The sequence below is a fragment of the Streptomyces sp. Sge12 genome (assembly GCF_002080455.1).
Taxonomy (GTDB): domain Bacteria; phylum Actinomycetota; class Actinomycetes; order Streptomycetales; family Streptomycetaceae; genus Streptomyces.
Map to the genome: position 1 here is coordinate 4,736,775 of NZ_CP020555.1, position 21,737 is coordinate 4,758,511.

The 21,737-nt window shown below is 71.8% G+C and carries 19 protein-coding genes and 1 tRNA gene; 10 read left to right on the forward strand and 10 right to left on the reverse strand.

Going from position 1 to position 21,737, the window contains the following annotated elements:
• The first annotated feature begins 37 nt into the window (after positions 1 to 37).
• From B6R96_RS21240 to B6R96_RS21260, 5 genes are all read left to right on the forward strand, one after another.
• Entirely contained in the window at positions 38 to 1,657 is a 1,620-nt protein-coding gene (locus B6R96_RS21240) for an outer membrane protein assembly factor BamB family protein (RefSeq protein WP_081523257.1), read from the forward strand.
• 43 nt (positions 1,658 to 1,700) lie between these two features.
• A complete protein-coding gene (locus tag B6R96_RS21245; protein WP_081523259.1) occupies positions 1,701 to 3,398 on the forward strand; it encodes an outer membrane protein assembly factor BamB family protein in 1,698 nt (565 codons plus the stop codon).
• A 158-nt stretch (positions 3,399 to 3,556) separates the two neighbouring features.
• Complete coding sequence (locus B6R96_RS21250; RefSeq protein WP_081523260.1) at positions 3,557 to 4,249, forward strand: response regulator transcription factor; 693 nt, start codon at positions 3,557 to 3,559, stop codon at positions 4,247 to 4,249.
• Positions 4,250 to 4,407: 158 nt separating this feature from the next.
• Positions 4,408 to 5,367 carry a UDP-glucose 4-epimerase GalE gene (gene galE / locus B6R96_RS21255; RefSeq protein WP_030386196.1) on the forward strand — a complete coding sequence of 320 codons (960 nt, stop codon included), beginning with the start codon at positions 4,408 to 4,410 and terminating at the stop codon, positions 5,365 to 5,367.
• 505 nt (positions 5,368 to 5,872) lie between these two features.
• Entirely contained in the window at positions 5,873 to 6,640 is a 768-nt protein-coding gene (locus B6R96_RS21260; RefSeq protein ID WP_030386195.1) for a LuxR C-terminal-related transcriptional regulator, read from the forward strand.
• Here the strand turns inward: B6R96_RS21260 and B6R96_RS21265 are convergent.
• Positions 6,599 to 7,096, reverse strand: a complete 498-nt coding sequence (locus B6R96_RS21265; RefSeq protein ID WP_030386194.1) for a MarR family winged helix-turn-helix transcriptional regulator — start codon at positions 7,094 to 7,096, stop codon at positions 6,599 to 6,601. The two genes, B6R96_RS21260 and B6R96_RS21265, sit on opposite strands and share 42 nt — an antisense overlap.
• Positions 7,097 to 7,257: 161 nt before the next feature.
• On the opposite strand from B6R96_RS21265, the gene B6R96_RS21270 reads away from it, so the two are divergent.
• Both B6R96_RS21270 and B6R96_RS21275 read left to right on the forward strand, forming a co-directional pair.
• Complete coding sequence (locus tag B6R96_RS21270) at positions 7,258 to 8,115, forward strand: trans-aconitate 2-methyltransferase (RefSeq protein ID WP_030386193.1); 858 nt, start codon at positions 7,258 to 7,260, stop codon at positions 8,113 to 8,115.
• 2 nt (positions 8,116 to 8,117) lie between these two features.
• On the forward strand, positions 8,118 to 8,513 hold the full coding sequence (locus tag B6R96_RS21275; RefSeq protein ID WP_037860117.1) for a VOC family protein: 396 nt from the start codon (positions 8,118 to 8,120) through the stop codon (positions 8,511 to 8,513).
• A gap of 72 nt (positions 8,514 to 8,585) precedes the next feature.
• Here B6R96_RS21275 and B6R96_RS21280 read toward each other — a convergent pair whose 3' ends face one another.
• On the reverse strand, positions 8,586 to 9,260 hold the full coding sequence (locus B6R96_RS21280) for a TetR/AcrR family transcriptional regulator (RefSeq protein ID WP_184791550.1): 675 nt from the start codon (positions 9,258 to 9,260) through the stop codon (positions 8,586 to 8,588).
• A complete protein-coding gene (locus B6R96_RS21285) occupies positions 9,257 to 10,237 on the reverse strand; it encodes an acyl-CoA desaturase (protein ID WP_030386190.1) in 981 nt (326 codons plus the stop codon). Before B6R96_RS21285 ends, B6R96_RS21280 begins: the two co-directional genes overlap by 4 nt.
• Before the next feature lie 353 nt (positions 10,238 to 10,590).
• On the opposite strand from B6R96_RS21285, the gene ppc reads away from it, so the two are divergent.
• A complete protein-coding gene (ppc, locus tag B6R96_RS21290; RefSeq protein ID WP_081523262.1) occupies positions 10,591 to 13,353 on the forward strand; it encodes a phosphoenolpyruvate carboxylase in 2,763 nt (920 codons plus the stop codon).
• Positions 13,354 to 13,431: 78 nt separating this feature from the next.
• On the opposite strand, the gene pth is transcribed toward ppc, so the two are convergent.
• From pth to B6R96_RS21315, 5 genes are all read right to left on the reverse strand, one after another.
• Complete coding sequence (gene pth, locus B6R96_RS21295; protein ID WP_030386188.1) at positions 13,432 to 14,022, reverse strand: aminoacyl-tRNA hydrolase; 591 nt, start codon at positions 14,020 to 14,022, stop codon at positions 13,432 to 13,434.
• 98 nt (positions 14,023 to 14,120) lie between these two features.
• Positions 14,121 to 14,705 carry a 50S ribosomal protein L25/general stress protein Ctc gene (locus B6R96_RS21300; protein ID WP_081523263.1) on the reverse strand — a complete coding sequence of 195 codons (585 nt, stop codon included), beginning with the start codon at positions 14,703 to 14,705 and terminating at the stop codon, positions 14,121 to 14,123.
• A 201-nt stretch (positions 14,706 to 14,906) separates the two neighbouring features.
• On the reverse strand, positions 14,907 to 15,884 hold the full coding sequence (locus B6R96_RS21305) for a ribose-phosphate diphosphokinase (RefSeq protein ID WP_030386186.1): 978 nt from the start codon (positions 15,882 to 15,884) through the stop codon (positions 14,907 to 14,909).
• A gap of 133 nt (positions 15,885 to 16,017) precedes the next feature.
• Positions 16,018 to 17,463, reverse strand: a complete 1,446-nt coding sequence (gene glmU, locus B6R96_RS21310) for a bifunctional UDP-N-acetylglucosamine diphosphorylase/glucosamine-1-phosphate N-acetyltransferase GlmU (protein ID WP_081523265.1) — start codon at positions 17,461 to 17,463, stop codon at positions 16,018 to 16,020.
• A gap of 109 nt (positions 17,464 to 17,572) precedes the next feature.
• Positions 17,573 to 17,644, reverse strand: a tRNA-Gln gene (locus tag B6R96_RS21315).
• 160 nt (positions 17,645 to 17,804) lie between these two features.
• Between B6R96_RS21315 and B6R96_RS21320 the strand changes: the two genes are divergently transcribed.
• Positions 17,805 to 19,091, forward strand: coding sequence for a sensor histidine kinase (locus B6R96_RS21320; RefSeq protein WP_081523267.1), 1,287 nt, complete (start codon positions 17,805 to 17,807; stop codon positions 19,089 to 19,091).
• Positions 19,092 to 19,419: 328 nt separating this feature from the next.
• Here the strand turns inward: B6R96_RS21320 and B6R96_RS21325 are convergent, their stop codons facing one another.
• Positions 19,420 to 19,926, reverse strand: coding sequence for an SUKH-3 domain-containing protein (locus B6R96_RS21325; protein WP_030386183.1), 507 nt, complete (start codon positions 19,924 to 19,926; stop codon positions 19,420 to 19,422).
• 2 nt (positions 19,927 to 19,928) lie between these two features.
• Positions 19,929 to 20,507 (reverse strand): YwqJ-related putative deaminase, encoded by a 579-nt coding sequence (locus B6R96_RS21330; RefSeq protein ID WP_081523268.1) that lies wholly within the window; start codon positions 20,505 to 20,507, stop codon positions 19,929 to 19,931.
• A gap of 231 nt (positions 20,508 to 20,738) precedes the next feature.
• Between B6R96_RS21330 and B6R96_RS21335 the strand changes: the two genes are divergently transcribed.
• The gene (locus B6R96_RS21335) at positions 20,739 to 21,734 is read left to right on the forward strand and encodes an SMI1/KNR4 family protein (RefSeq protein ID WP_079405125.1); all 996 of its coding nucleotides are present in this window, start codon (positions 20,739 to 20,741) and stop codon (positions 21,732 to 21,734) included.
• Positions 21,735 to 21,737 lie beyond the last annotated feature (3 nt).

The window sequence follows — 21,737 nt, forward strand, 5'->3', positions numbered from 1 at the left end:
ATCCTCCCCGACCGCCCGATGCCGAAAGTGTGCGCTGATGACCGAGCCGCCCCAGCCGCCGAACCAGCCACCGACACCTTCCGGTTACGGACACCTGCCCGGCCCGCCGCAGCAGGGCTACGGCTTCCCGCCGCCGAGCGAGAACCCGTACGCCCAGCAGCCCGGTTACCCGCCGCAGCCGCCCACCGTGCAGCAGCACGCGGGCCACGGCTACCCGCCGCCCGCATCCGGCGGCGGCCCCGGCACGGCGCCGAAGAAGAAGCGCGCCGTCCTGATCGCCGCCGTGGTGGCCGCCGCCCTCGTCCTGGGCGGTGTCGGCTACGTCGCGTTCTCCGGCGACGACAAGGACGGGAAGCCGACCGCGCAGCCCACCGACGCCAAGCCGTCCGGCTCCCCCTCCGTGGCGAAGGGCGACGGCAACGGCGACGCCGGCCCCCAGCAGGCGGACCTCAACGCCGGCCGCAAGCAGGGCGAGGACAAGGTCCTGTGGCTCAAGACCCTCAAGGTCGACGGCCCGGGCATGGGCGTCGACTCCGCCGGCCAGTGGGTGGTGGGCGACACCGTCGTCAAGACCGTGTGGAAGAACCTCAACGGCTACTCGGTCACCGACGGCAAGGAGAAGTGGACCCTTCCCTTCCCCGCCCTCATCTGCTCCGTCGCCGCACAGGCCACGCCCGAGGGCCGGACGGCCGTCATGTACCGCGACGGCGAGGGGGACAGCACCTCCTGCAACCAGCTGCGCGTGGTCGACCTCAAGACGGGCAAGGAGGTCTGGTCGAAGGAGGTGCCCAAGGAAGGGCTCTTCGACATCTTCACCAGCCCCACCCTGGCCATGACCGGAGACACCGTCGCCGTCAGCCGCGGCGGCACCGCCAGCGCCTTCAGGATCAGCAACGGTGACAAGCTCTTCGCGAACCCCCGGGGCGAGGGCTGCCAACCGGACTCCTACGAGGCCGGCAACGGCAAGATGATCGCCCTGGTCACCTGCACCGACGAGGAGGCCAACACCGAGGTCCACGGCGTCGACCCCGTCACCGGCGCGAAGGCCTGGGCCTACCGGCTCCCCCCGAAGCTCAAGGTCACCAGCATCTACTCGGTGAACCCGACCGTCCTCGACATCGGGAACGAGCAGGAGAAGAAGCGCGCCATCGTCGTCCTGGGACCCGACGGGAAGCAGACCGCCACCGTCACCGGCGAGGGCAGCTTCGCCCTCGGCTGCGGCGACGCCGGCATCATCCGGGCCCTGTCGATCTGCACCAAGTCCGTCGTCGACGGCAACACCCTCTACCTGCCCACCGCGGCGGAAAAAGGCGCGGCCAACGAGATCGTCGCCTTCGACCTGACCACCGGCAAGGCCAAGTGGCGCACCCCGGCCGGGGACAAGCGCACCCTCACCCCGCTCAGGGCCGTGGACGGGCAGTTGATCGCCTACCGCAAGGCCGCCGAGTCCGAGCAGGGCGGCGAGGTCATCTCGATCCCGGCCGCGGGCGGCACGCCCACCGCGCTGCTGCGCCATCCCTCGGGCCCCGCCGCCCCGATCGAGAACGCCTTCTACAACCCGGGGATGGACTACGTGGACGGACGGTTCTTCATCTCCGTCAACCATCTGCGGGCCCAGGACGTGGAGGAGAAGCTCCTGATGGTCTTCGGCAAGTGAGAACGCGTCCGAGCAGCCGCCCACCGAGAGGCATGAGCAACCGATGAGTACCCCGCCGCCCCCCAGCCAGCCGCCGTCCGGTGGTTTCGGCGCGCCGCAGGATCCCCCGCCGGGCGGGTTCGGCGCGCCCGTGCCGCCGCCCGGACCGCCCGCCCCGCAGCAGCAGCAGCCGAGTGCGCAGCCCGCGTACGGGTACCCGCAGACGGGCCCCGGCTACGGCTACCCGCAGCAGCCCGGCACCCCGCCGCCGTTCGGCGCGCCCCCGGCGCCCGCGGCCCCGCTCCAGCACCCGGCCGCAGGGGCGGGCAACGACAAGCGCAACCAGCTGATGATCGTCGGCGCGGCGCTCCTGGCCATCGTCCTCATCGTCGGCGGCGGCCTCTGGTACACCTCCGGCGACGGCGGCACCGACGACCGGGCCGACAGCGGGCCCAGCGCCTCCCCGGGCGGCGACAAGCCCCAGGACCTGGTGCCCGGCACCGAGAAGGTGCCCGGCAACCCGAAGTCGAAGACGCTCCTGAACCTGCCGAGCCCGGTACCGGCGGACATCGCCACGGTCGCCGGCTCCTGGCTGACCGACTCCACCTACGCCAAGTCCGACCTCTCGAAGGTCGTCGGCTACAACGTCGTCGACGGCGGCAAGAAGTGGGAGCTGCCCCTCCCGGGCGAGATCTGCGGGGCGACCAAGCACGTCAGCGAGAACAAGACGGCGATCCTCTTCAAGGCCGCCGCGGCGACGCCGGAGAACAAGTACCCGCCGTGCACCGAGGTCGGTGTCATCGACCTCGACGGCGGCAAGCTCGTCTGGTCCGGCAACGCCAAGAGCGCCACCGGCGGCGACAAGGCCGTCTCCCTGAACACGGTCACCCTCAGCGGCAAGACGGTTGCCGCGGCCGGCATCTCCGGGGGCGGCACCGCCTGGAACCTCGCCGACGGCAAGTCCCTGTGGCTGCCCAAGATCGACGGCGAGGGCTGCCGCGACGTGGGCTACGCCGGCGGCGAGGCCCTCGGCGCCATCCGCAAGTGCGGCCAGAGCCCCAACTACACCCTGTACGGGCAGCTCCTCGACCCGACCACCGGTGCACCCACCGCCTCGTACAAGCTCTCGCAGGGCATCGAGGACGCGTCCATCGTCTCCACCAAGCCCCTGATCGTCGCCGCCGACGTCGGCAAGACGGCGAAGAACGCCACGGGTGTCAGCGACCTCTTCGTCATCGACCCCAAGGGCGAGCTCAAGGCCCGCATCCCGCTCGCCTCCGGGGACTTCGCCGGCAAGTGCGGACTGGACGTCGAGAAGTGCGTCAACATGGTGGTCGGCAACGGCAAGCTCTACCTGCCGTCCTACGAGCACCAGGGCCAGTCCTCCAGCGGCCGCACCAACGAGCTGCTCTCCTTCGACCTGGAGACCGGCAAGCAGACCACCGACCGCGCCGACGCGGGCGAGCGGTACACGATGTTCCCGCTGCGCATGGACGGGTCGAACATCATCGCGTACAAGAACCCCCCGTACGACAAGGGCGGGCAGATCGTCAGCATCGACCCCAGGACGATGAAGGAAACCCTGCTCATGGAGAACCCGGAGGACAAGGCGACCCAGCGCGCCGAGACCGGTTTCTCGCCGGAGTACTCCGAATACCGCTACCACAACGGCAAGTTCTTCATCTCGCGCACGACGGTCAGCAAGCCGTTCTCGGAGAAGTCCGACCCGGAGTACCTCTTCGTGTCCTTCACCGCGAGCTGAGGCACGGCGCGCCGATCGGTCCACCGGCCGATGCGCACAGCCCCGCCGAAAGCCCCCGAACGGTCCGTACCGATCGGGGGCTTCTGCGCGGTATCCCCCGCGCGCCGTCGAACAAGCGTGTAGCTTGCCGGGGCAGAAGGGTGGGGGGTGGTTCCTCAGTGGGCGTACGGGTCGTGGTGGTCGACGAGCACCGGCTGCTGGCCGAGGCACTCGCCTCTGCCCTGAAGCTGCGCGGCCACCGGGTACTGGCCGCCGCAGCCCCGGCCGCGGGCGCCGCCGAGCTGGTCATCGGCCGCGCCCCGGAGGTCTGCCTCTTCGGCACCGCCACCCCCGCCGAGCCCGGGGTCTTCGAGCCCGTCGTCCGCATCAAGCGGGAGCGCCCGCAGATCGCCGTGGTCGTCCTGGGCCCGGTGCCCAGCCCGCGCGGTATCGCGGCCGCCTTCGCCGCCGGCGCCTCGGGGTACGTCCGCCAGGACGAGCGCATCGAGGGCGTGGAGCGGGCCCTGGCCAAGGCCCGGGCGGGGGAGGTGGCGATCGCCCCGCAGCTGTTGCAGGGGGCCTTCGCGGAGCTCCTGAACCCCGCCGCCCAGCCCGACGACGAGGGCAGCCGGCTGCTGCGGCTGCTCACGCCGCGCGAGGTGGAGGTGCTCGTGCGGGTCGCCGAGGGCGAGGACACCCGGCTGATCGCCGCGGGCATGGAGATCGCCCCGAGCACCGCCCGTACGCACGTGCAGCGGGTTCTGATGAAGCTGGGCGTGGGGTCGCGGCTGGAGGCGGCCGCGCTGGCCGCCCGTACCGGCCTGCTGGACCGGGCGCTGCCCCCGGCGCCGCCCACCGCCGCGCGCGGCTGACGCACGGGGACGGCCGCCGGGACGAGCGCGGGGGCAGGGCGGGGGCGGCGCGGGGGCGAACCGGCTGCCGATTTCCCCATGGGCGCGGAATCGGGTAAGCCAGTCCTCAAGCACGCGCACGCACCCGCGCGTGCTCCCCCGCGAGAGGCAGTAGGCGAGTGAGCAAGTACCTGGTAACCGGTGGCGCCGGATACGTCGGCAGCGTGGTCGCGGCCCACCTTCTGGAGGCCGGCCACGAGGTGACCGTCCTCGACGACCTGAGCACGGGCTTCCGCGTCGGTGTCCCGGCGGGCGCCACGTTCGTCGAGGGCCGGATCCAGGACGCCGCCCGCCACCTGGACTCCTCCTACGAGGCCGTGCTGCACTTCGCGGCCTCCTCGCAGGTCGGCGAGTCCGTGGTGAACCCGGGCAAGTACTGGGAGAACAACGTCGGCGGGACGCTGGCCCTGCTGGCCGCCATGCGCGGGGCGGGGGTGCGCAAGCTGGTGTTCTCCTCCACCGCCGCCACCTACGGCGAGCCCACGGAAGGCCTGCTGACCGAGGCCTCGGTGACCGCCCCGACCAACCCGTACGGCGCCTCGAAGCTGGCCGTCGACCACATGATCGCGGGGGAGTGCGTGGCGCACGGCCTGGCCGCGGTGTCCCTGCGCTACTTCAACGTGGCCGGGGCCTACGGGGAGTTCGGTGAGCGGCACACCCCCGAGACGCACCTGATTCCGCTGGTCCTCCAGGTCGCGCTGGGCGAGCGGGAGTCGATCTCGGTGTTCGGCGAGGACTACCCGACTCCGGACGGGACCTGCGTGCGCGATTACATCCACGTCGCCGACCTGGCGGAGGCCCACCTGGCCGCCCTGCGGGTCGCCGCCGAGGGCGAGCACCTGATCTGCAACCTGGGCAACGGCAGCGGCTTCTCGGTCCGCGAGGTCGTCGAGACCGTCCGCAAGGTCACCGGCCGGGAGATCCCCGAGGTGGTCGCCCCGCGCCGGGCCGGCGACCCCGCGATGCTCGTCGCGTCCGCGCGCACGGCCCACGAGCGCCTCGGCTGGACGCCGAGCCGCTCCGACCTGACCGGCATCATCACGGACGCGTGGAACTTCGCGCGCACGCACACCTCCTGAACCTGAGGCTCCCCCCCGGACCCCGGACCCCGGTCCCCGTCCGGACCCCGGCCGTCCTGCGCGCCCCCCGCACCCCGATCGGTGCGGGGGGCGTGTGCGTGAAAGCCGTGCGCCGAGGGTGGGCGCCGTGCGCGGGCGCCCGGCGTGCACACGCCGGGTGAAATGCCCCCCGTGCAACTGCCCGCGGCACACCCCGGTACCGAAGCCGCCATCAGGACCTTCGGCGCAGTCGATTTCAAGCCACCACAAAGCCGGTTCGCAGCGCCCGCGCCGGAAAATCCCTGGGAAAACTTCTGCTATTCGGCCAACCGCCGGACGCCCCCGGGCCTACGCTGATGCGTGACACCGGTGGGGGCCGGTGTTGATTCAGGGGTCGAGACAAGTCGGGTACGTCGTCCGGTCCGGGGTAATGCAGATATGTCACGGCGGCGGCCGGGCCAGCTGCGGATCACCCGGTCCGGGCGCCGTACCCGCCGTCGTCCGTTCCCCTACCCTTGGGGGTTTTGTGGTTCGTATCCGGGTTCTCGTCGTCGACGATCACCGCATCTTCGCCGAATCGCTCGCAGCCGCACTGGCGGCCGAGCCGGACGTGGACGTGTCCGCGGCCGGCAGCGGCCCCGCCGCGCTGCGCTGCCTCGAACGCGCGGCGGCCGAGGGCCGCCGCTTCGACGTCCTGCTGGTCGACGCCGATCTCGGCGCCGTCCCGGGGGCCGTGCCCGCCCAGCGGGAGCCCGGCTCCGGGGCGCCGCCGCCCGGCTCGGACGGGATCGCGCTGGTCGCGGGGGTGCGGGTGTCCCACGCCGGGGTCCGCACCGTCGTGCTCGCCGAGCGCGACGACCCCCGCCGGGCCGCCCTCGCGCTCCAGGCGGGAGCCTCGGGCTGGGTGGCGAAGGACTGTTCGCTCTCCCGGTTGCTGGCGGTCATCCGGGGGGTGCTGCGCGAGGAGACGCACCTGCCGCCCGCCCTGCTCACCGGGGTGCTCCGGGAGCTGACCGCCGCGCGCAAGCACCGTACCGACAGCGAGCGGCTGGTGGAGTCGCTGACCCCGCGCGAGCACGAGGTGCTGCGCTGCATGGTGGCGGGGCTGGGCCGCAAGGACGTGGCGGCGCGGCTGTTCCTGTCCCCGCACACGGTCCGCACGCACATGCAGAACGTGCTGGGCAAGCTCGGGGTGCACTCCACCCTGGCCGCGGTGGCCCTGGCCCGGCGGGCCGGCGTGCGGCCGGCGGACCTAGCCGGGGATGTTGTCGAACGGAGCGGTCAACTGGCGTAGCAGCCCGGCGAGATCGCCGCGCTGGTTCTGCGAGAGCTGGGCCAGGATCGCCCGCTCCTGGGCCAGCAGGCCGGCGAGGGCCTGGTCGGCGCGGTCCCGGCCCTCGGGGGTGAGCCGCACCAGGACCCCCCGGCGGTCGCTGGGGTCCGGGAGCCGTTCGACGAGGCCCTTCTTGGCGAGCCGGTCGATGCGGTTGGTCATGGTGCCCGAGGTGACCAGGGTCTGGGTCAACAACTGGCCGGGAGACAGCTGGTAGGGCGCGCCGGCGCGCCGCAATGATGTCAGGACGTCGAACTCCCACGGCTCCAGGCCGTGCTCGGAGAAGGCCAGCCTGCGGGCCCGGTCGAGATGGCGCGCGAGCCTGCTGACGCGGCTCAGTACCTCGAGCGGTTCCACGTCGAGGTCAGGGCGCTCCCGCCGCCATGCCGCCACCAGTCGGTCGACCTCGTCCTCCATGCCGATCAGTGTAAGGGGTCTGTCGATGTGAAGTCTCTTCATACCGAGTATCTCGATAACGAGTATCTTGACATCGAGATATAAATGCAGCGAGCATGGGGCATGGAGGGGGCCGGAACGGATTCCGCTTCCGATCGCCCCGCCAGCAGGGAGGCTCGAACATGTATTCCGATACCGCGCGCGCCGGGACCCCCACGTCCACCGCGCCGTCCGCCCCGACCTGGGATCCCCAGCAGTACCTCCGGCACTCGGGCCACCGCACACGGCCCTTCCTCGACCTGCTCACCCGCATACCCGAACTGCCCCACGGCCCCGCCCGCATCGCCGACCTCGGCTGCGGCCCGGGCAACGTCACCACCCTCCTCACCGACCGGTGGCCCGACGCCCGCATCACCGGCTTCGACCTCTCCCGGGAGATGCTCCACCGCGCGGACGAGGAGTACGCCGGACCCACCCCCGGCGGTGGCAGCCTCGACTTCCGCCACGGCGACCTCGCCACCTGGCTGCCCGAGGAGCCCTACGACCTGATCGTCTCCAACGCCGCCCTCCAGTGGGTCCCCGGCCACCCCGGCTCCTTCGGCGCCTGGATCAACGGCCTGCGCCCCGGCGGCACCTTCGCCTTCCAGATCCCCGGCAACTTCACCGCCCCCAGCCACGCCCTGCTCGCCGAGCAGTGCGACACCCCGCGCTGGCGGGCCCGGCTCGCCGGCCACGGCGCCCGCTACATCCATCTCCTCGAACCTGCCGAATACCTCGCCCGCTTCACCGCCCTCGGCTGCACCGCCGACGTGTGGGAGACCACCTACCACCAACTGCTCCAGGGCCCCGACCCCGTGCTCGACTGGGTCAAGGGCACCGCCCTGCGCCCCGTCCTCACCGCCCTCGGCGAAGACCGCGACGCCGTGGACGCCTTCCTCACCGAATACCGCGACCGGCTGCGCGCGGCCTACCCGACCGGCCCGCGCGGCACCGTCTTCCCGTTCCGCCGCATCTTCGCCGTAGCCCGCAAGGAGGCATGACCGTGCTGACCGCAGTCGACCACGTGCAACTCGCCGCGCCGCCGGACTCGGAGGACCGGCTCCGCGCGTACTACACGGACGTCCTCGGCATGACCGAGATCCCCAAGCCGCCCGTGCTGGCCGCCCGCGGGGGATGCTGGTTCGCCGCCGGCCCGGTCCAGCTGCACCTGGGCGTGGAGGAGGACTTCCGGCCCGCCAGGAAGGCCCACCCGGGGCTGCGGGTGACCGACATCGAGGCGTACGCGAGCAGACTGCGGGAGCGGGGGGCCCAGGTCGTCTGGGACGACAACCTGCCGGGCCACCGCCGCTTCTACTCGGAGGACCCCGTCGGCAACCGGCTCGAGTTCCTGGAACGCCATCACCCGGAACCCCCGGCGGCCCCGGAACCCTGCGCGTAGCGGCACACACGACGGCGCCCCGCCACCGGATCTCCGGTGACGGGGCGCCGTCGTACCGCCCGCGCACGGGGTTCAGCTCTTGCGCCGGCCCACCAGCTGCGGCTTCGACTCCAGTCCGTCCAGCCCGTGCCAGGCCAGATTCACCAGGTGCGCCGCCACCTCCGCCTTCTTGGGCTTGCGCACGTCCAGCCACCACTGCCCGGTCAGCGCCACCATCCCGACCAGCGCCTGCGCGTACAGGGGGGCCAGCTTGGGATCAAAGCCGCGCGCCTTGAACTCCAGACCCAGAATGTCCTCGACCTGCGTGGCGATGTCGCTGATCAGCGAGGCGAACGTGCCGGTCGACTGCGCGACCGGGGAATCCCGGACGAGGATCCGGAAGCCGTCCGTGTAGGACTCGATGTAGTCGAGCAGCGCGAAGGCGGCCTGCTCCAGCAGCTCCCGCGGGTGCCCGGCCGTCAGCGCCCCCGTCACCCCGTCCAGCAGCTGGCGCATCTCCCGGTCCACGACGACCGCGTACAGGCCCTCCTTGCCGCCGAAGTGCTCGTACACCACCGGCTTGGACACCCCGGCCTTCGCCGCGATCTCCTCCACCGAGGTGCCTTCGAAGCCCTTCTCCGCGAACAGGGTCCGGCCGATGTCCAGCAGTTGCTGACGCCGCTCCGCGCCCGTCATCCGTACCCGGCGGCCGCGCCTGGGCTTGTCGCTGCTGGAATTGCTGCCGTCGATCGCCACGCCCCCCATCATGCCGCGTTCGACTCGTTTTCCCTGCGCCGGGCGTCGATGCGGGCCGCCGACGGCCAGCGCACGTCCGTCGCCCAGCCCAGCTGCTCGAACCAGCGGATCAGCCGCGCGCTGGAGTCGATCTGACCGCGCAGCACACCGTGGCGCGCCGAGGTCGGGTCGGCGTGGTGCAGGTTGTGCCAGGACTCGCCGCACGAGAGCACCGCCAGCCACCAGACGTTGCCGCTGCGGTCCCGGGACTTGAACGGCCGCTTGCCCACGGCGTGGCAGATCGAGTTGATCGACCAGGTCACGTGGTGCAGCAGCGCGACCCGGACCAGGGAGCCCCAGAAGAACGCCGTGAACGCGCCCCACCAGGACATCGTCACCAGACCGCCCACCAGCGGGGGGATCGCCAGCGAGAACATGGTCCAGAAGATGAAGTCGCGCGAGATCCGGCGGATCGCCGGGTCCTTGATCAGGTCGGGGGCGTACTTCTGCTGATCGGTCTGCTCCTCGTCGAAGAGCCAGCCGATGTGCGCCCACCACAGCCCCTTCATCAGGGCCGGCAGCGTCTCCCCGAACCGCCACGGCGAATGCGGGTCACCCTCGTGGTCGGAGTACTTGTGGTGCTTGCGGTGGTCCGCCACCCAGCGCACCAGCGGCCCCTCCACCGCCATCGACCCCATGACGGCGAGGACGATCCGCAGCGGCCGCTTCGCCTTGAAGGAGCCGTGCGTGAAGTAGCGGTGGAAACCGATGGTGATCCCGTGGCAGGCCAGGAAGTACATGAAGACCATCAGGCCCAGGTCCAGCCAGCTCACCCCCCAGCCCCAGGCCAGCGGGACCGCCGCCAGCAGGGCCGCGAAGGGCACGGTGATGAACAGCAGCAGAGCGATCTGCTCGATGGACCGCTTGTTCTCGCCGCCGAGTGTCGCGGACGGCTCGGATGTGTCGGAGGGCGCGGTGGCACCCTCGATCAGATCGGGACTGGTGGTCATGGGGTCCCCTGGGGGGTGAGGGAAGTCGGCAGGCCCCTGGTTACGGAACCCTACGGACCCGTAACCTACGGCATCGTAAGTATGGCAAAGCCGGGTGCGCAGGCAAGGGGGGCAGCGCCAGGAGGAGGAGCGCGCGCGAGGTGTTCACGCGCCGCCTGGTGAGACGTTTGTCCAGGCACACGCACGGGACACCTATCCTGGGTCCCGTCGGACAGCGCGGTCCGCACGGGCAGCCCGAGCTGCGCATCAGGAGCGGAGATCCCGCCCCCGGACCGAGTCCGGGGAAGGCATCACCGCACGTCGCCGGGAGCCCACCGCCCAGTAGCGCTCGAACACTGCAAGGAGCCGCACCTGTGAGCAGTGCTGACCAGGCCCCCCAGGGCCAGGCCCCCGTCACCCCGGCCGACACCGCCAACGCGGAACTGCGCGCGGACATCCGCCGCCTCGGCGACCTCCTCGGGGAGACCCTCGTACGCCAGGAGGGCCAGGACCTCCTCGACCTCGTCGAGCGCGTCCGCGCCCTCACCCGCACCGACGGCGAGGCCGCCGCCGCCCTGCTCGGCGACACCGACCTGGAGACCGCCGCCAAGCTCGTACGCGCCTTCTCCACCTACTTCCACCTCGCCAACGTCACCGAGCAGGTGCACCGCGGCAAGGAGCTGCGCGCCCACCGTGCCGCCGAGGGCGGGCTCCTCGCCCGCACGGCCGACATGCTGAAGGACGCCGACCCCGAACACCTGCGCGAGACGGTCAAGAACCTCAACGTCCGCCCGGTCTTCACCGCGCACCCCACCGAGGCGGCCCGCCGCAGCGTCCTCAACAAGCTGCGCCGCATCGCCACCCTGCTGGAGGAGCCCGTCACCGGCGCCGGCGACCGCCGCCGCCACGACCTGCGCCTCGCCGAGAACATCGACCTCGTCTGGCAGACCGACGAACTGCGCGTCGTGCGCCCCGAGCCCGCCGACGAGGCCCGCAACGCCATCTACTACCTCGACGAGCTGCACGCGGGCGCCGTCGGCGACGTACTGGAGGACCTCGCCGCCGAGCTCCAGCGCGTCGGCGTCGAGATCCCCGCGGGCACCCGCCCGCTGACCTTCGGCACCTGGATCGGCGGCGACCGCGACGGCAACCCCAACGTCACCCCCGAGGTCACCCGGGACGTGCTGATCCTCCAGCACGAGCACGGCATCACCGACGCCCTCGACCTCATCGACTACCTGCGCGGACTGCTCTCCAACTCCATCCGCTACACCGGAGCCACCGAGGAACTCCTCGCCTCGCTCCAGGCCGACCTGGAGCGGCTCCCCGAGATCAGCCCGCGCTACAAGCGGCTGAACGCCGAGGAGCCGTACCGCCTCAAGGCCACCTGCATCCGGCAGAAGCTCCTCAACACCCGCGAACGCCTCGCCAAGGGCACCCCCCACGAGGAGGGCCGCGACTACCTCGGCACCGCCGAGCTGCTCACCGACCTCACCCTCATCCAGACCTCCCTGCGCGAACACCGCGGCGCGCTCTTCGCCGACGGCCGCATGGACCGCACCATCCGCACCCTGGCCGCCTTCGGCCTCCAGCTCGCCACCATGGACGTGCGCGAGCACGCCGACGCCCACCACCACGCCCTCGGCCAGCTCTTCGACCGGCTCGGCGAGGAGTCCTGGCGCTACGCCGACATGCCGCGCGAGTACCGGCAGAAGCTCCTGGCCAAGGAACTGCGCTCCCGCCGCCCGCTGGCCCCCACCCCGGCCCCGCTCGACGCCGCCGGTGCCAAGACCCTCGGTGTCTTCGCCGCCATCAAGGACGCCTTCGAGAAGTTCGGCCCCGAGGTCATCGAGTCCTACATCATCTCGATGTGCCAGGGCGCCGACGACGTGTTCGCCGCCGCCGTCCTCGCCCGCGAGGCCGGCCTCATCGACCTCCACAGCGGCTGGGCCAAGATCGGCATCGTCCCGCTCCTGGAGACCACCGACGAGCTGCGCGCCGCCGACGTCATCCTCGACGAGATGCTCGCCGACCCCTCCTACCGGCGCCTGGTCTCCCTGCGCGGTGACGTCCAGGAGGTCATGCTCGGCTACTCCGACTCCTCCAAGTTCGGCGGCATCACCACCTCCCAGTGGGAGATCCACCGCGCCCAGCGCCGACTGCGCGACGTCGCCCACCGCTACGGCGTGCGCCTGCGCCTCTTCCACGGCCGCGGCGGCACCGTCGGCCGCGGCGGCGGCCCCTCCCACGACGCGATCCTCGCCCAGCCCTGGGGCACGCTCGAGGGCGAGATCAAGGTCACCGAGCAGGGCGAGGTCATCTCCGACAAGTACCTGGTCCCCTCGCTGGCCCGGGAGAACCTCGAACTGACCGTCGCGGCGACCCTCCAGGCCTCCGCCCTGCACACCGCACCCCGCCAGTCCGACGAGGCCCTCTCCCGCTGGGACGCGGCCATGGACGTGGTCTCCGACGCCGCGCACGCCGCGTACCGCGAGCTGGTCGAGGACCCCGACCTGCCCTCGTACTTCTTCGCCGCGACCCCCGTCGACCAGCTCGCCGACCTCCACCTCGGCTCCCGGCCCTCGCGCCGCCCCGACTCCGGCGCCGGACTCGACGGCCTGCGCGCCATCCCGTGGGTCTTCGGCTGGACCCAGTCCCGCCAGATCGTCCCCGGCTGGTTCGGGGTCGGCTCCGGCCTCAAGGCCCTGCGCGAGGCCGGCCAGGAGGACGTCCTCGCCGAGATGGGCGGACGCTGGCACTTCTTCCGCAACTTCCTGTCCAACGTCGAGATGACACTGGCCAAGACCGACCTGCGGATCGCCCGCCACTACGTCGACACCCTCGTGCCCGACCACCTCAAGCACGTCTTCGCCCGGATCGAGGCCGAACACGAGCTCACCGTCCGCGAGGTCCTGCGCATCACCGGCGCCCAGGAGCTGCTGGGCTCGAACCCGGTGCTCCAGCAGACCTTCGCCGTGCGCGACGCCTACCTGGACCCGATCTCCTACCTCCAGGTCTCCCTGCTGGCCCGCCAGCGCGCGGCCGCCGCCCGGGGCGAGGAAGCCGACCCGCTGCTCGCCCGCGCCCTGCTGCTCACCGTCAACGGCGTCGCCGCGGGCCTGCGCAACACCGGCTGAGTCCCCACGGACACGACGGAGCCCCCGCACCGGCCGGTGCGGGGGCTCCGCCGTACCCATGTCCGCCGGGGGCGGCCGTCAGGAGTTGTACGCCGACTGGGCGCGCTCCAGACCCTCGGCGATCAGGCACTCCACGGAGTCGGCGGCCCGGTCCACGAACCACTCCAGCTCCTTGCGCTCGGTGGAGGAGAAGTCCTTCAGCACGAAGTCCGCGACCTGCATCCGGCCCGGCGGACGCCCGATGCCGCACCGCACCCGGTGGTAGTCGGGTCCCATGGACTTGGTCATCGACTTCAGGCCGTTGTGCCCGTTGTCCCCGCCGCCCAGCTTCAGGCGCAGCGTCGGGTAGTCGATGTCCAGCTCGTCGTGGACCGCGACGATGCGCTCCAGCGGCACCTTGTAGAAGTCGCGCAGCGCCGTCACCGGGCCGCCGGACAGGTTCATGTACGTCATGGGCTTGGCCAGCACCACCCGGCGGTTCGCCGGCCCGGGCGGACCCATCCGGCCCTCGACCACCTGGGCCCGGGCCTTGTGCGCCTTGAACTTCCCGCCGATCCGCTCCGCCAGCAGGTCGGCCACCATGAACCCGATGTTGTGGCGGTTGCCCGCGTACTCGGGTCCCGGGTTCCCCAGGCCCACGATCAGCCAGGGCGCCGCGTCGTCCGACATCAAAAGCTCCTCGGTTCCTCTACGAAGACGACCGCCGTCCCGCTCCAGTGGAGCCGGACGGCGGTCGGTCAGCAACTGCTGAGGGGGTGGGGCGAGGCTCAGGCCTCTTCGCCCTCGGCGGCCTCGGCCGCCGGCTCCTCGGCCTGCGGGGCGACGACCTGCAGGACGGCGATGTCACCGTCGACGGCCAGCGTGGTGCCGGCCGGCAGGACCAGGTCCTTGGCGTGGATGGTGGCGCCGGCCTCGAGGCCCTCGATCGAGACGGTGACCTCGGTCGGGATGTGGGTGGCCTCGGCCTCGACGGAGATGGTGTTCTGCAGGGTCTCCAGCAGGTTGCCGCCGGCGGCCAGCTCGCCCTCGGTGACGATCGCGACGTCGACGGTGACCTTCTCGCCCTTCTTGACGATCAGGAAGTCGACGTGGGAGATCGAGCGCTTCAGCGGGTGCTTCTGCACGGCCTTCGGGATGACCAGCTCGGTGCCGCCGTCCTTGATGTCCAGGGAGATCAGGACGTTCGGGGTGCGGAGCGCCAGCTGCAGGGCGTGGGCGTCGACGTTGACGTGCTTCGGGTCGGTGCCGTGGCCGTAGATGACCGCGGGGGTCAGGGCGTCACGACGGGCCTGGCGGGCAGAGCCCTTGCCGAAGTCGGTGCGGGTCTGGGCGGCAAGCTTGATCTCGGACATGCTCACTCCTCGTGGGGTGACGGAAAACGGACGACAGTCACCCGGCCGGAACGGCCTGCTACGAAGAGCGCGTCGATAACGGAGCATCCGTACCGGAAAACAGGTACGGCCTCCCTCGCCGAGCAACTCATGGAGTGTACCCGGCGGGGGAGGCCGCACCAAAAAGGATCTACCTCTACCGCGGAGCGGTCACCGCAGTGGTTACTGCTGCTCCTCGAAGAGGCTGGTCACCGAGCCGTCCTCGAAGACCTCGCGCACCGCGCGAGCGATCATCGGGGCGATCGACAGCACCGTGATCTTGTCGAGCTCCAGGTCCGACGGGTCCGGCAGGGTGTTCGTGAAGACGAACTCGCTGACCTTGGAGTTCTTCAGGCGGTCGGCGGCCGGGCCCGACAGGATGCCGTGCGTGGCCGTGACGATGACGTCCTCCGCGCCGTGCGCGAACAGCGCGTCGGCCGCGGCGCAGATGGTGCCACCGGTGTCGATCATGTCGTCGACCAGGACGCAGACGCGGCCGCGGACCTCACCGACGACCTCGTGGACGGTCACCTGGTTGGCGACGTCCTTGTCGCGGCGCTTGTGCACGATCGCCAGCGGGGCGTCCAGGCGGTCGCACCAGCGGTCGGCCACGCGCACCCGGCCGGCGTCCGGGGAGACGATCGTGAGCTTCGTACGGTCCACCTTGGCGCCGACGTAGTCCGCGAGGACGTTCAGGGCCGAGAGGTGGTCCACCGGACCGTCGAAGAAGCCCTGGATCTGGTCCGTGTGCAGGTCGACCGTCAGGATGCGGTCCGCACCCGCGGTCTTCAGCAGATCGGCGACCAGGCGGGCCGAGATCGGCTCGCGGCCCTTGTGCTTCTTGTCCTGGCGGGCGTACCCGTAGGACGGGACGATCACGGTGATGGAGCGGGCCGACGCGCGCTTCAGCGCGTCGATCATGATCAGCTGCTCCATGATCCACTTGTTGATCGGAGCCGTGTGGCTCTGGATCAGGAAGCAGTCCGCGCCACGTGCCGACTCCTGGAAGCGGACGTAGATCTCACCGTTCGCGAAGTCGAAAGCCTTGGTCGGCACGAGGGCGACGCCCAGCTGATGCGCAACCTCCTCGGCCAGCTCGGGGTGGGCGCGGCCGGAGAAGAGCATCAGCTTCTTCTCGCCGGTCGTCTTGATCCCGGTCACAGCACAGTCTCCTCAGACGTGTTGAAGCTGCTCGCCCCCATGTGCGTCCGTCCCGCACACGGTGAGCCAGCCGAATTGCGTTCAGCTATCACGGTACGCCGTCACGGGCGTACCTGTTTCCGGTCAGTTCACCTCAGGGGCGCTCGGCGTCCTCCGCGGCCGCCGACTGCGCCGCCGTGGCAGCAGCACTGCCCGGACGCTTGCGGGCCACCCAGCCCTCGATATTCCGCTGCTGGCCACGGGCCACGGCCAGGGCGCCGGGCGGCACATCCTTCGTGATCACGGAACCGGCGGCCGTGTAGGCGCCGTCCCCGATCGTGACGGGAGCCACAAACATGTTGTCCGAGCCCGTCTTGCAATGTGAGCCGACGGTGGTGTGGTGCTTGTGCTCACCGTCGTAGTTCACGAAGACGCTCGCGGCGCCGATGTTGGTGTACTCGCCGATCGTCGCGTCGCCCACGTACGACAGGTGGGGCACCTTGGTGCCCTCGCCGATCGTCGCGTTCTTCATCTCGACGTACGTGCCGGCCTTGGCCTTCGCGCCGAGGTTCGTGCCGGGGCGCAGGTAGGCGAAGGGGCCGACGCTCGCCTGCGGGCCCACGACCGCGCTCTCGGCGACCGTGTTGTCCACCCGGGCGCCCGCGCCCACGTGGGTGTCCCTGAGCCGGGTGTTGGGGCCGACCTCGGCGCCCTCGGCGATGTGGGTGGTGCCCAGCAGCTGGGTGCCGGGGTGCACGATCGCGTCCTGCCCGAAGGTGACGGTCACGTCGATGAAGGTGCCGGCGGGGTCGACGACCGTGACGCCCGCGAGCATGGCCTGCTCCAGCAGGCGCGCGTTCAGCAGGGCGCGGGCCTCGGCGAGCTGGACGCGGTTGTTGATCCCGAGGATCTGCCGGTGGTCGCTGCCGACGGCGGCACCGACGCGGTGCCCGGCCTCGCGCAGGATGCCGAGGACGTCGGTGAGGTACTCCTCGCCCTGGCTGTTGTCGGTACGGACCTTGCCGAGCGCGTCGGCGAGCAGGGCGCCGTCGAAGGCGAAGACGCCCGAGTTGATCTCACGGATCGCGCGCTGGGCGTCGGAGGCGTCCTTGTGCTCGACGATGGCCGTCACGGCGCCGCCGGCGTCCCGGACGATCCGCCCGTAGCCGGTGGAGTCGGGGACCTCGGCGGTCAGCACGGTGACGGCGTTGCCGTCGGCGTCGTGCGTCTGCGCGAGGCGGGCCAGGGTCTCCCCGGTGAGCAGCGGGGTGTCGCCGCAGACGACGATCACGGTGCCGGTGATGCCGCCGCCGAGCTCCTCGAGGGCCATGCGCACGGCGTGCCCGGTGCCGTTCTGTTCGTACTGGACGGCGGTGCGGACGTCGGCGTCGATGCCGGCCAGGTGCGCGGTGACCTGCTCCCGGGCGTGCCCGACGACCACGACGAGGTGCTCGGGGTCCAGCTCGCGGGAGGCGGCGACGACGTGACCGACGAGCGAGCGCCCGCAGATCTCGTGCAGAACCTTGGGAGTCGCCGACTTCATGCGGGTGCCTTCACCCGCTGCGAGTACGACGACGGCTGCCGGGCGGTTGGCGCTCACGGGTGTGCCCTTCGGCTTCGGGGGTGGACCCGTGAAGGATACCGGGGCGCCGGTCCGCCGGAACGAACGCGGGTCCCGACCTTGACGGTCCGGACCCGGAGTCGATCAGCTCCCCCGCCAGGACTCGAACCCGGACATAAGGCACCAAAAGCCTCAGTGCTGCCAATTACACCACAGGGGATAGTTTAGGTGGCTTAATCGGACATTTCGGCGTACCGATCAAGCTGGCCGTCCCTACTATGCCGTACCACCTGCCCTCACCGCGACGGTACCCGTCCCCGCCGCTTCGGTGGCGGGTATTTGCCCGGGGCGTCGCGAACGCCGCCCGTACGCTGGACGGCATGACCAGTACGGGGGAAGTGGAAGGCCGCGCTGGGCCGCCTTTGTGGTGGGCGCGGCGGCGGGATGCCGTGGGGGACGTGGTGCTCGGCGGCGTGTCCGCCGTCGAATGTGCGTGGGAGGGAGTGGCCTTCGCCGCGGAGGCGGGGCTGCCGACCGCGGTCGGGGTGCTGTTCGGGTTCGTGGTGGGGGCCACGCTCGTCCTGCGCCGGCGGTGGCCGATCGCCGTGGTGCTCGTGGGGATCGCCGTGTCGCCGGCCGCGATGGGGTTCCTGCTCGCGGTGGTCGGGATGTACACGCTGGCCTCCTCCGAGGTGCCGCGGCGGATCACGGCCACGCTGGCCTCGATGTCGCTGGCGGCGACCTTCGTCGTGATGTACCTGCGCACCCGCGGGGACGTGGAGGCCGACCCCACGCTCGTGGTCGTGCTGTCCGGGTTCGTCGCGGTGGCGCTGACCGTGCCGCCGGTGCTCTTCGGCCTCTACATCGGGGCCCGGCGCCGGCTGATGGAGAGCCTCCAGGAGCGCGCGGACTCGCTGGAGCGGGAGCTGTCGCTGCTGGCGGACCGGGCGGAGGAGCGGGCCGAGTGGGCCCGTACGGAGGAGCGCACCCGGATCGCGCGGGAGATGCACGACGTGGTCGCACACCGGGTGTCGCTGATGGTGGTGCACGCGGCCGCGCTCGAGGCGGTGGCGATCAAGGACCCCGCGCGGGCCGCGAAGAACGCGGCGCTGGTGGGGGACATGGGGCGGCAGGCGTTGACGGAACTGCGGGAGATGCTCGGCGTCCTGCGGGCGGCGCCCAAGCCGGCCCCAGCGGATCCCGTGCCCGCCGTGGCCGTCGCGGCGATGGCGCTCGCGGGAGCCGCGGGGGTCGCGGGGGTCGCGGGCATGGAGGACGGGCCCTCGCTCGACGAGCTGGAGGTGCTCGTCGGGCAGTCGCGGGCGGCCGGCATGACCGTGGAGATGCTGGTGCACGGCGAGGGGGCTGCGTACGCGGCGGAGGTCGAGCAGACGGCGTACCGCGTGGTGCAGGAGGCGCTCACCAACTGCCACAAGCACGCCCCGGGCGCGCGGGTCGTGGTGCGGCTCGCGCACCGGTCGGGGGAGGTCGCCATGCAGGTGGAGAACGGTCCCTGTGACGGCAAGGCGACCGAGCCAGGGCTTCCCAGCGGGGGGAACGGGCTGGTCGGGATGCGGGAGCGGGTGCTGGGGCTGGGCGGGGTGTTCGTGTCCGGCCCGACGGACGCGGGCGGCTTCCGCGTCTCGGCGGTGCTGCCGACGGCCTAGCCGGGCCGCCGGCGCCGCTCCCTCGGCGGGGCGGGCGGGGTCCTGCGGACCGGGGTCCGGGCGCGGTGCGGGCGGGTCCTGCGGACCGGGGTCCGGGCGCGGCGGGGGCGGGTCCTGCGGACCGGGGTTCGGGCGCGGTGCGGGCCGGTGCGCGGGGACGGGGAGGGGTGTCTCCTCGGCTCGGCGCGCGCGGGCATGCCTCGGCCGTACCCGGCGGTCGCGCACTCGTCCTGCGGGGACACCCCTCCCCGTCCCCGCTCCCCACGCGTCGGGGCAGCGCACCACACTGCCGTGGAGCGCCGGTCGGAGTCGGAAACCCCGACGGGAGCTAGGTGGTCAGGCGGGTGGGTTGGAGGCCTGTCAGGAGGAGGGTGAGGGCTTCGTCGACGGTGGTGCCGAGGTACCAGTCGCCGGTGTGGTCGATGCCGTAGACGCGGCCCTCGCGGTCGATCCCGAGGTGGGAGCCGCCGTCGGCCTCGACGCCCAGGGGGCAGAGCTGGGTCGAGAGGGCCCGGCCGAGGTCGGCGAAGGTGCGCGCGAGGTGGAGTCCGGTGAGCGGGTCGATCCGGACCGGCGTCGGGGCGATCTGGCGGCCCGCTCCGTGCGCGGTGACCGTCAGGCCGCCGAATTCCGCCCACGCCTCGACGGCGGCCGGGAAGACGGTGTGCCGGTGTCCGGCGGGCGTGGTGTGGTCCCGGAGCGCGTCGGCCCAGTACTCGGCCTGCTTGATGTCCCAGCGGCCCGGCTCCCAGCCGGCGGTGCGCAGGGCGGAGTCCACGGCGGCCGGGAAGCGGGTGGCCGAGGAGCGGTCGTAGGAGGCGGATGCGGTGGTCATGGCTACTCGGCTGGGGTGAGGTCGACGGAGCGTACGCCGAAGTGGGCGAGGAGGGCTTCGCAGGAGCGGCAGGGAGGGGCGTAGCTGCCGTGGAGGGGGTCGCCGTCCTCGCGGATGCGGCGTGCGGTGATCTTCGCGTGCTTGAGGGAGCGGCGGGCCTCGCTGGGCGAGAGGGGCTTGCGGGAGGCGCGCCGGGAGCGGGCGCCCTCGACGGCCGTGAGGTGGCGGGAGAGCAGGATCGCCTCGGGACACCTGCCGGTGAAGCGCTCGCGCTGGCCGCTGGTGAGGGTGTCCAGGAAGTCCTGGACGAGCGGGTGGAGCACGGGTGGCTGGTCGGCCTTGCCGGCGGTGCCGGTGAGGGTCTCGCCGCGTACGGAGAGGGCGGCGGCGACGGTGGGGAGGATGCCGTCCCGGCGGAACCGCAGGACGGGCACGGCGGGGCGGCCGTCGGTGCTGCTCCAGCGCAGGCGGGGGTCGCCGGCGGGACCGGCGGCTTCGCCGGCCGGGCCGGTCGGGCCCGGTGCGCCGGGTTCGCTCGGCGCGGTGTCGCCGGATTCTGTGCGTGTTGCCGTGTTGTGCATGGTCGCGCTCTTCCCTCCCGTGGCGGCGGTGGTGACCGCTGTCGCGCACGCCCCCGTGCTGCGGGGACAGCCTGTCAAACGTCACCTGTCATGCGGAAGCGGGGTCGAATATTCGTATCAATTCGGATGTTCCTGGCCCTCGGGCGGGTGCGCCGGTCGGGCGAGGGTGAGGCTCTTGCCCCAGCGCATAGGCTGTGGTGAACCAGCCAGATCCAGCAGGGGGCTACCGCCATGACGACAGGTCGGCTCGGGCAGCAGGCCGCGCCACCCAACGCCGCTTACTCGGGGCAGGTCGTGCACTTCCCGGACCCGGTCCGGGCCGCTCGGCATCCCCACGGGGTGCGGATGGACGGCAATGGGCATCCGGACTTCTCCGCCTACGCGCGCGCGGCCGTGGAGATCGCCGAACCGCCGGAGGGCTTCGGCGTGGACGAGCTGCGGCTGACGGACTACGTGTCCGCGAACGCGGCGATGAAGGCCGCCGGGCACGAGCTGTGGGACACGGTCGGGCCGGTGGCGACCCCGCACGGCTGGACCTGGCACCACGTGGCCGGTTCGCGGCGCATGGAGCTGGTCCCGGTCGAGGTGAAGGCCCTGCTGCGGCATCACGCGGGCCTGACGACGGCTCCGGTGGACCACGAGAAGCGCGGTACGCGGCCGTTGCAGGAGGTGCGCCCGGCGCACCTGGGACTGCCGAAGTCCGTGGTGTCGGTCGCCGAGGAGCAGGTCCAGGGCGTCGAGGAGGACCTCGGCTACCGGCTGCCGGAGGCGTACCGCTCGTTCCTGAAGGCCGCGGGCGGCTGCGCACCGGTCGGTGCGGGCCTGGACGTGGACCTCGGTCTGCTGGTGGACCAGCCGTTCTTCACGGTGCGTGAGGAGGCGGCGGTCAATGATCTCGTCTACGTCAACAAGTGCCTGCGGGACCACCTGACGAAGGACTACCTGTGCGTGGCCTTCGCCCAGGGCGGGCTGATCGCGCTGAAGGTCAAGGGCGAGGGCATCGGCTCGGTGTGGTTCTCCCCGTACGACGATGCCCGCGACCGGGACGGCTGGTCGGTCCAGGAGCGCGTGGAGCGGTTGTTGCTGCCGTGCGGTGCTGATTTCGACGCCTTTCTGGAGCGACTGGCCGGCAACCCGCCCGAGCTGGAGACGGTGGCCGGTCTGATGGTGGACGGCGGATTCGCACGTTCGGTTCCGGTGTCGGGTTCGGCACCGGTGGAGGGGTGAGCG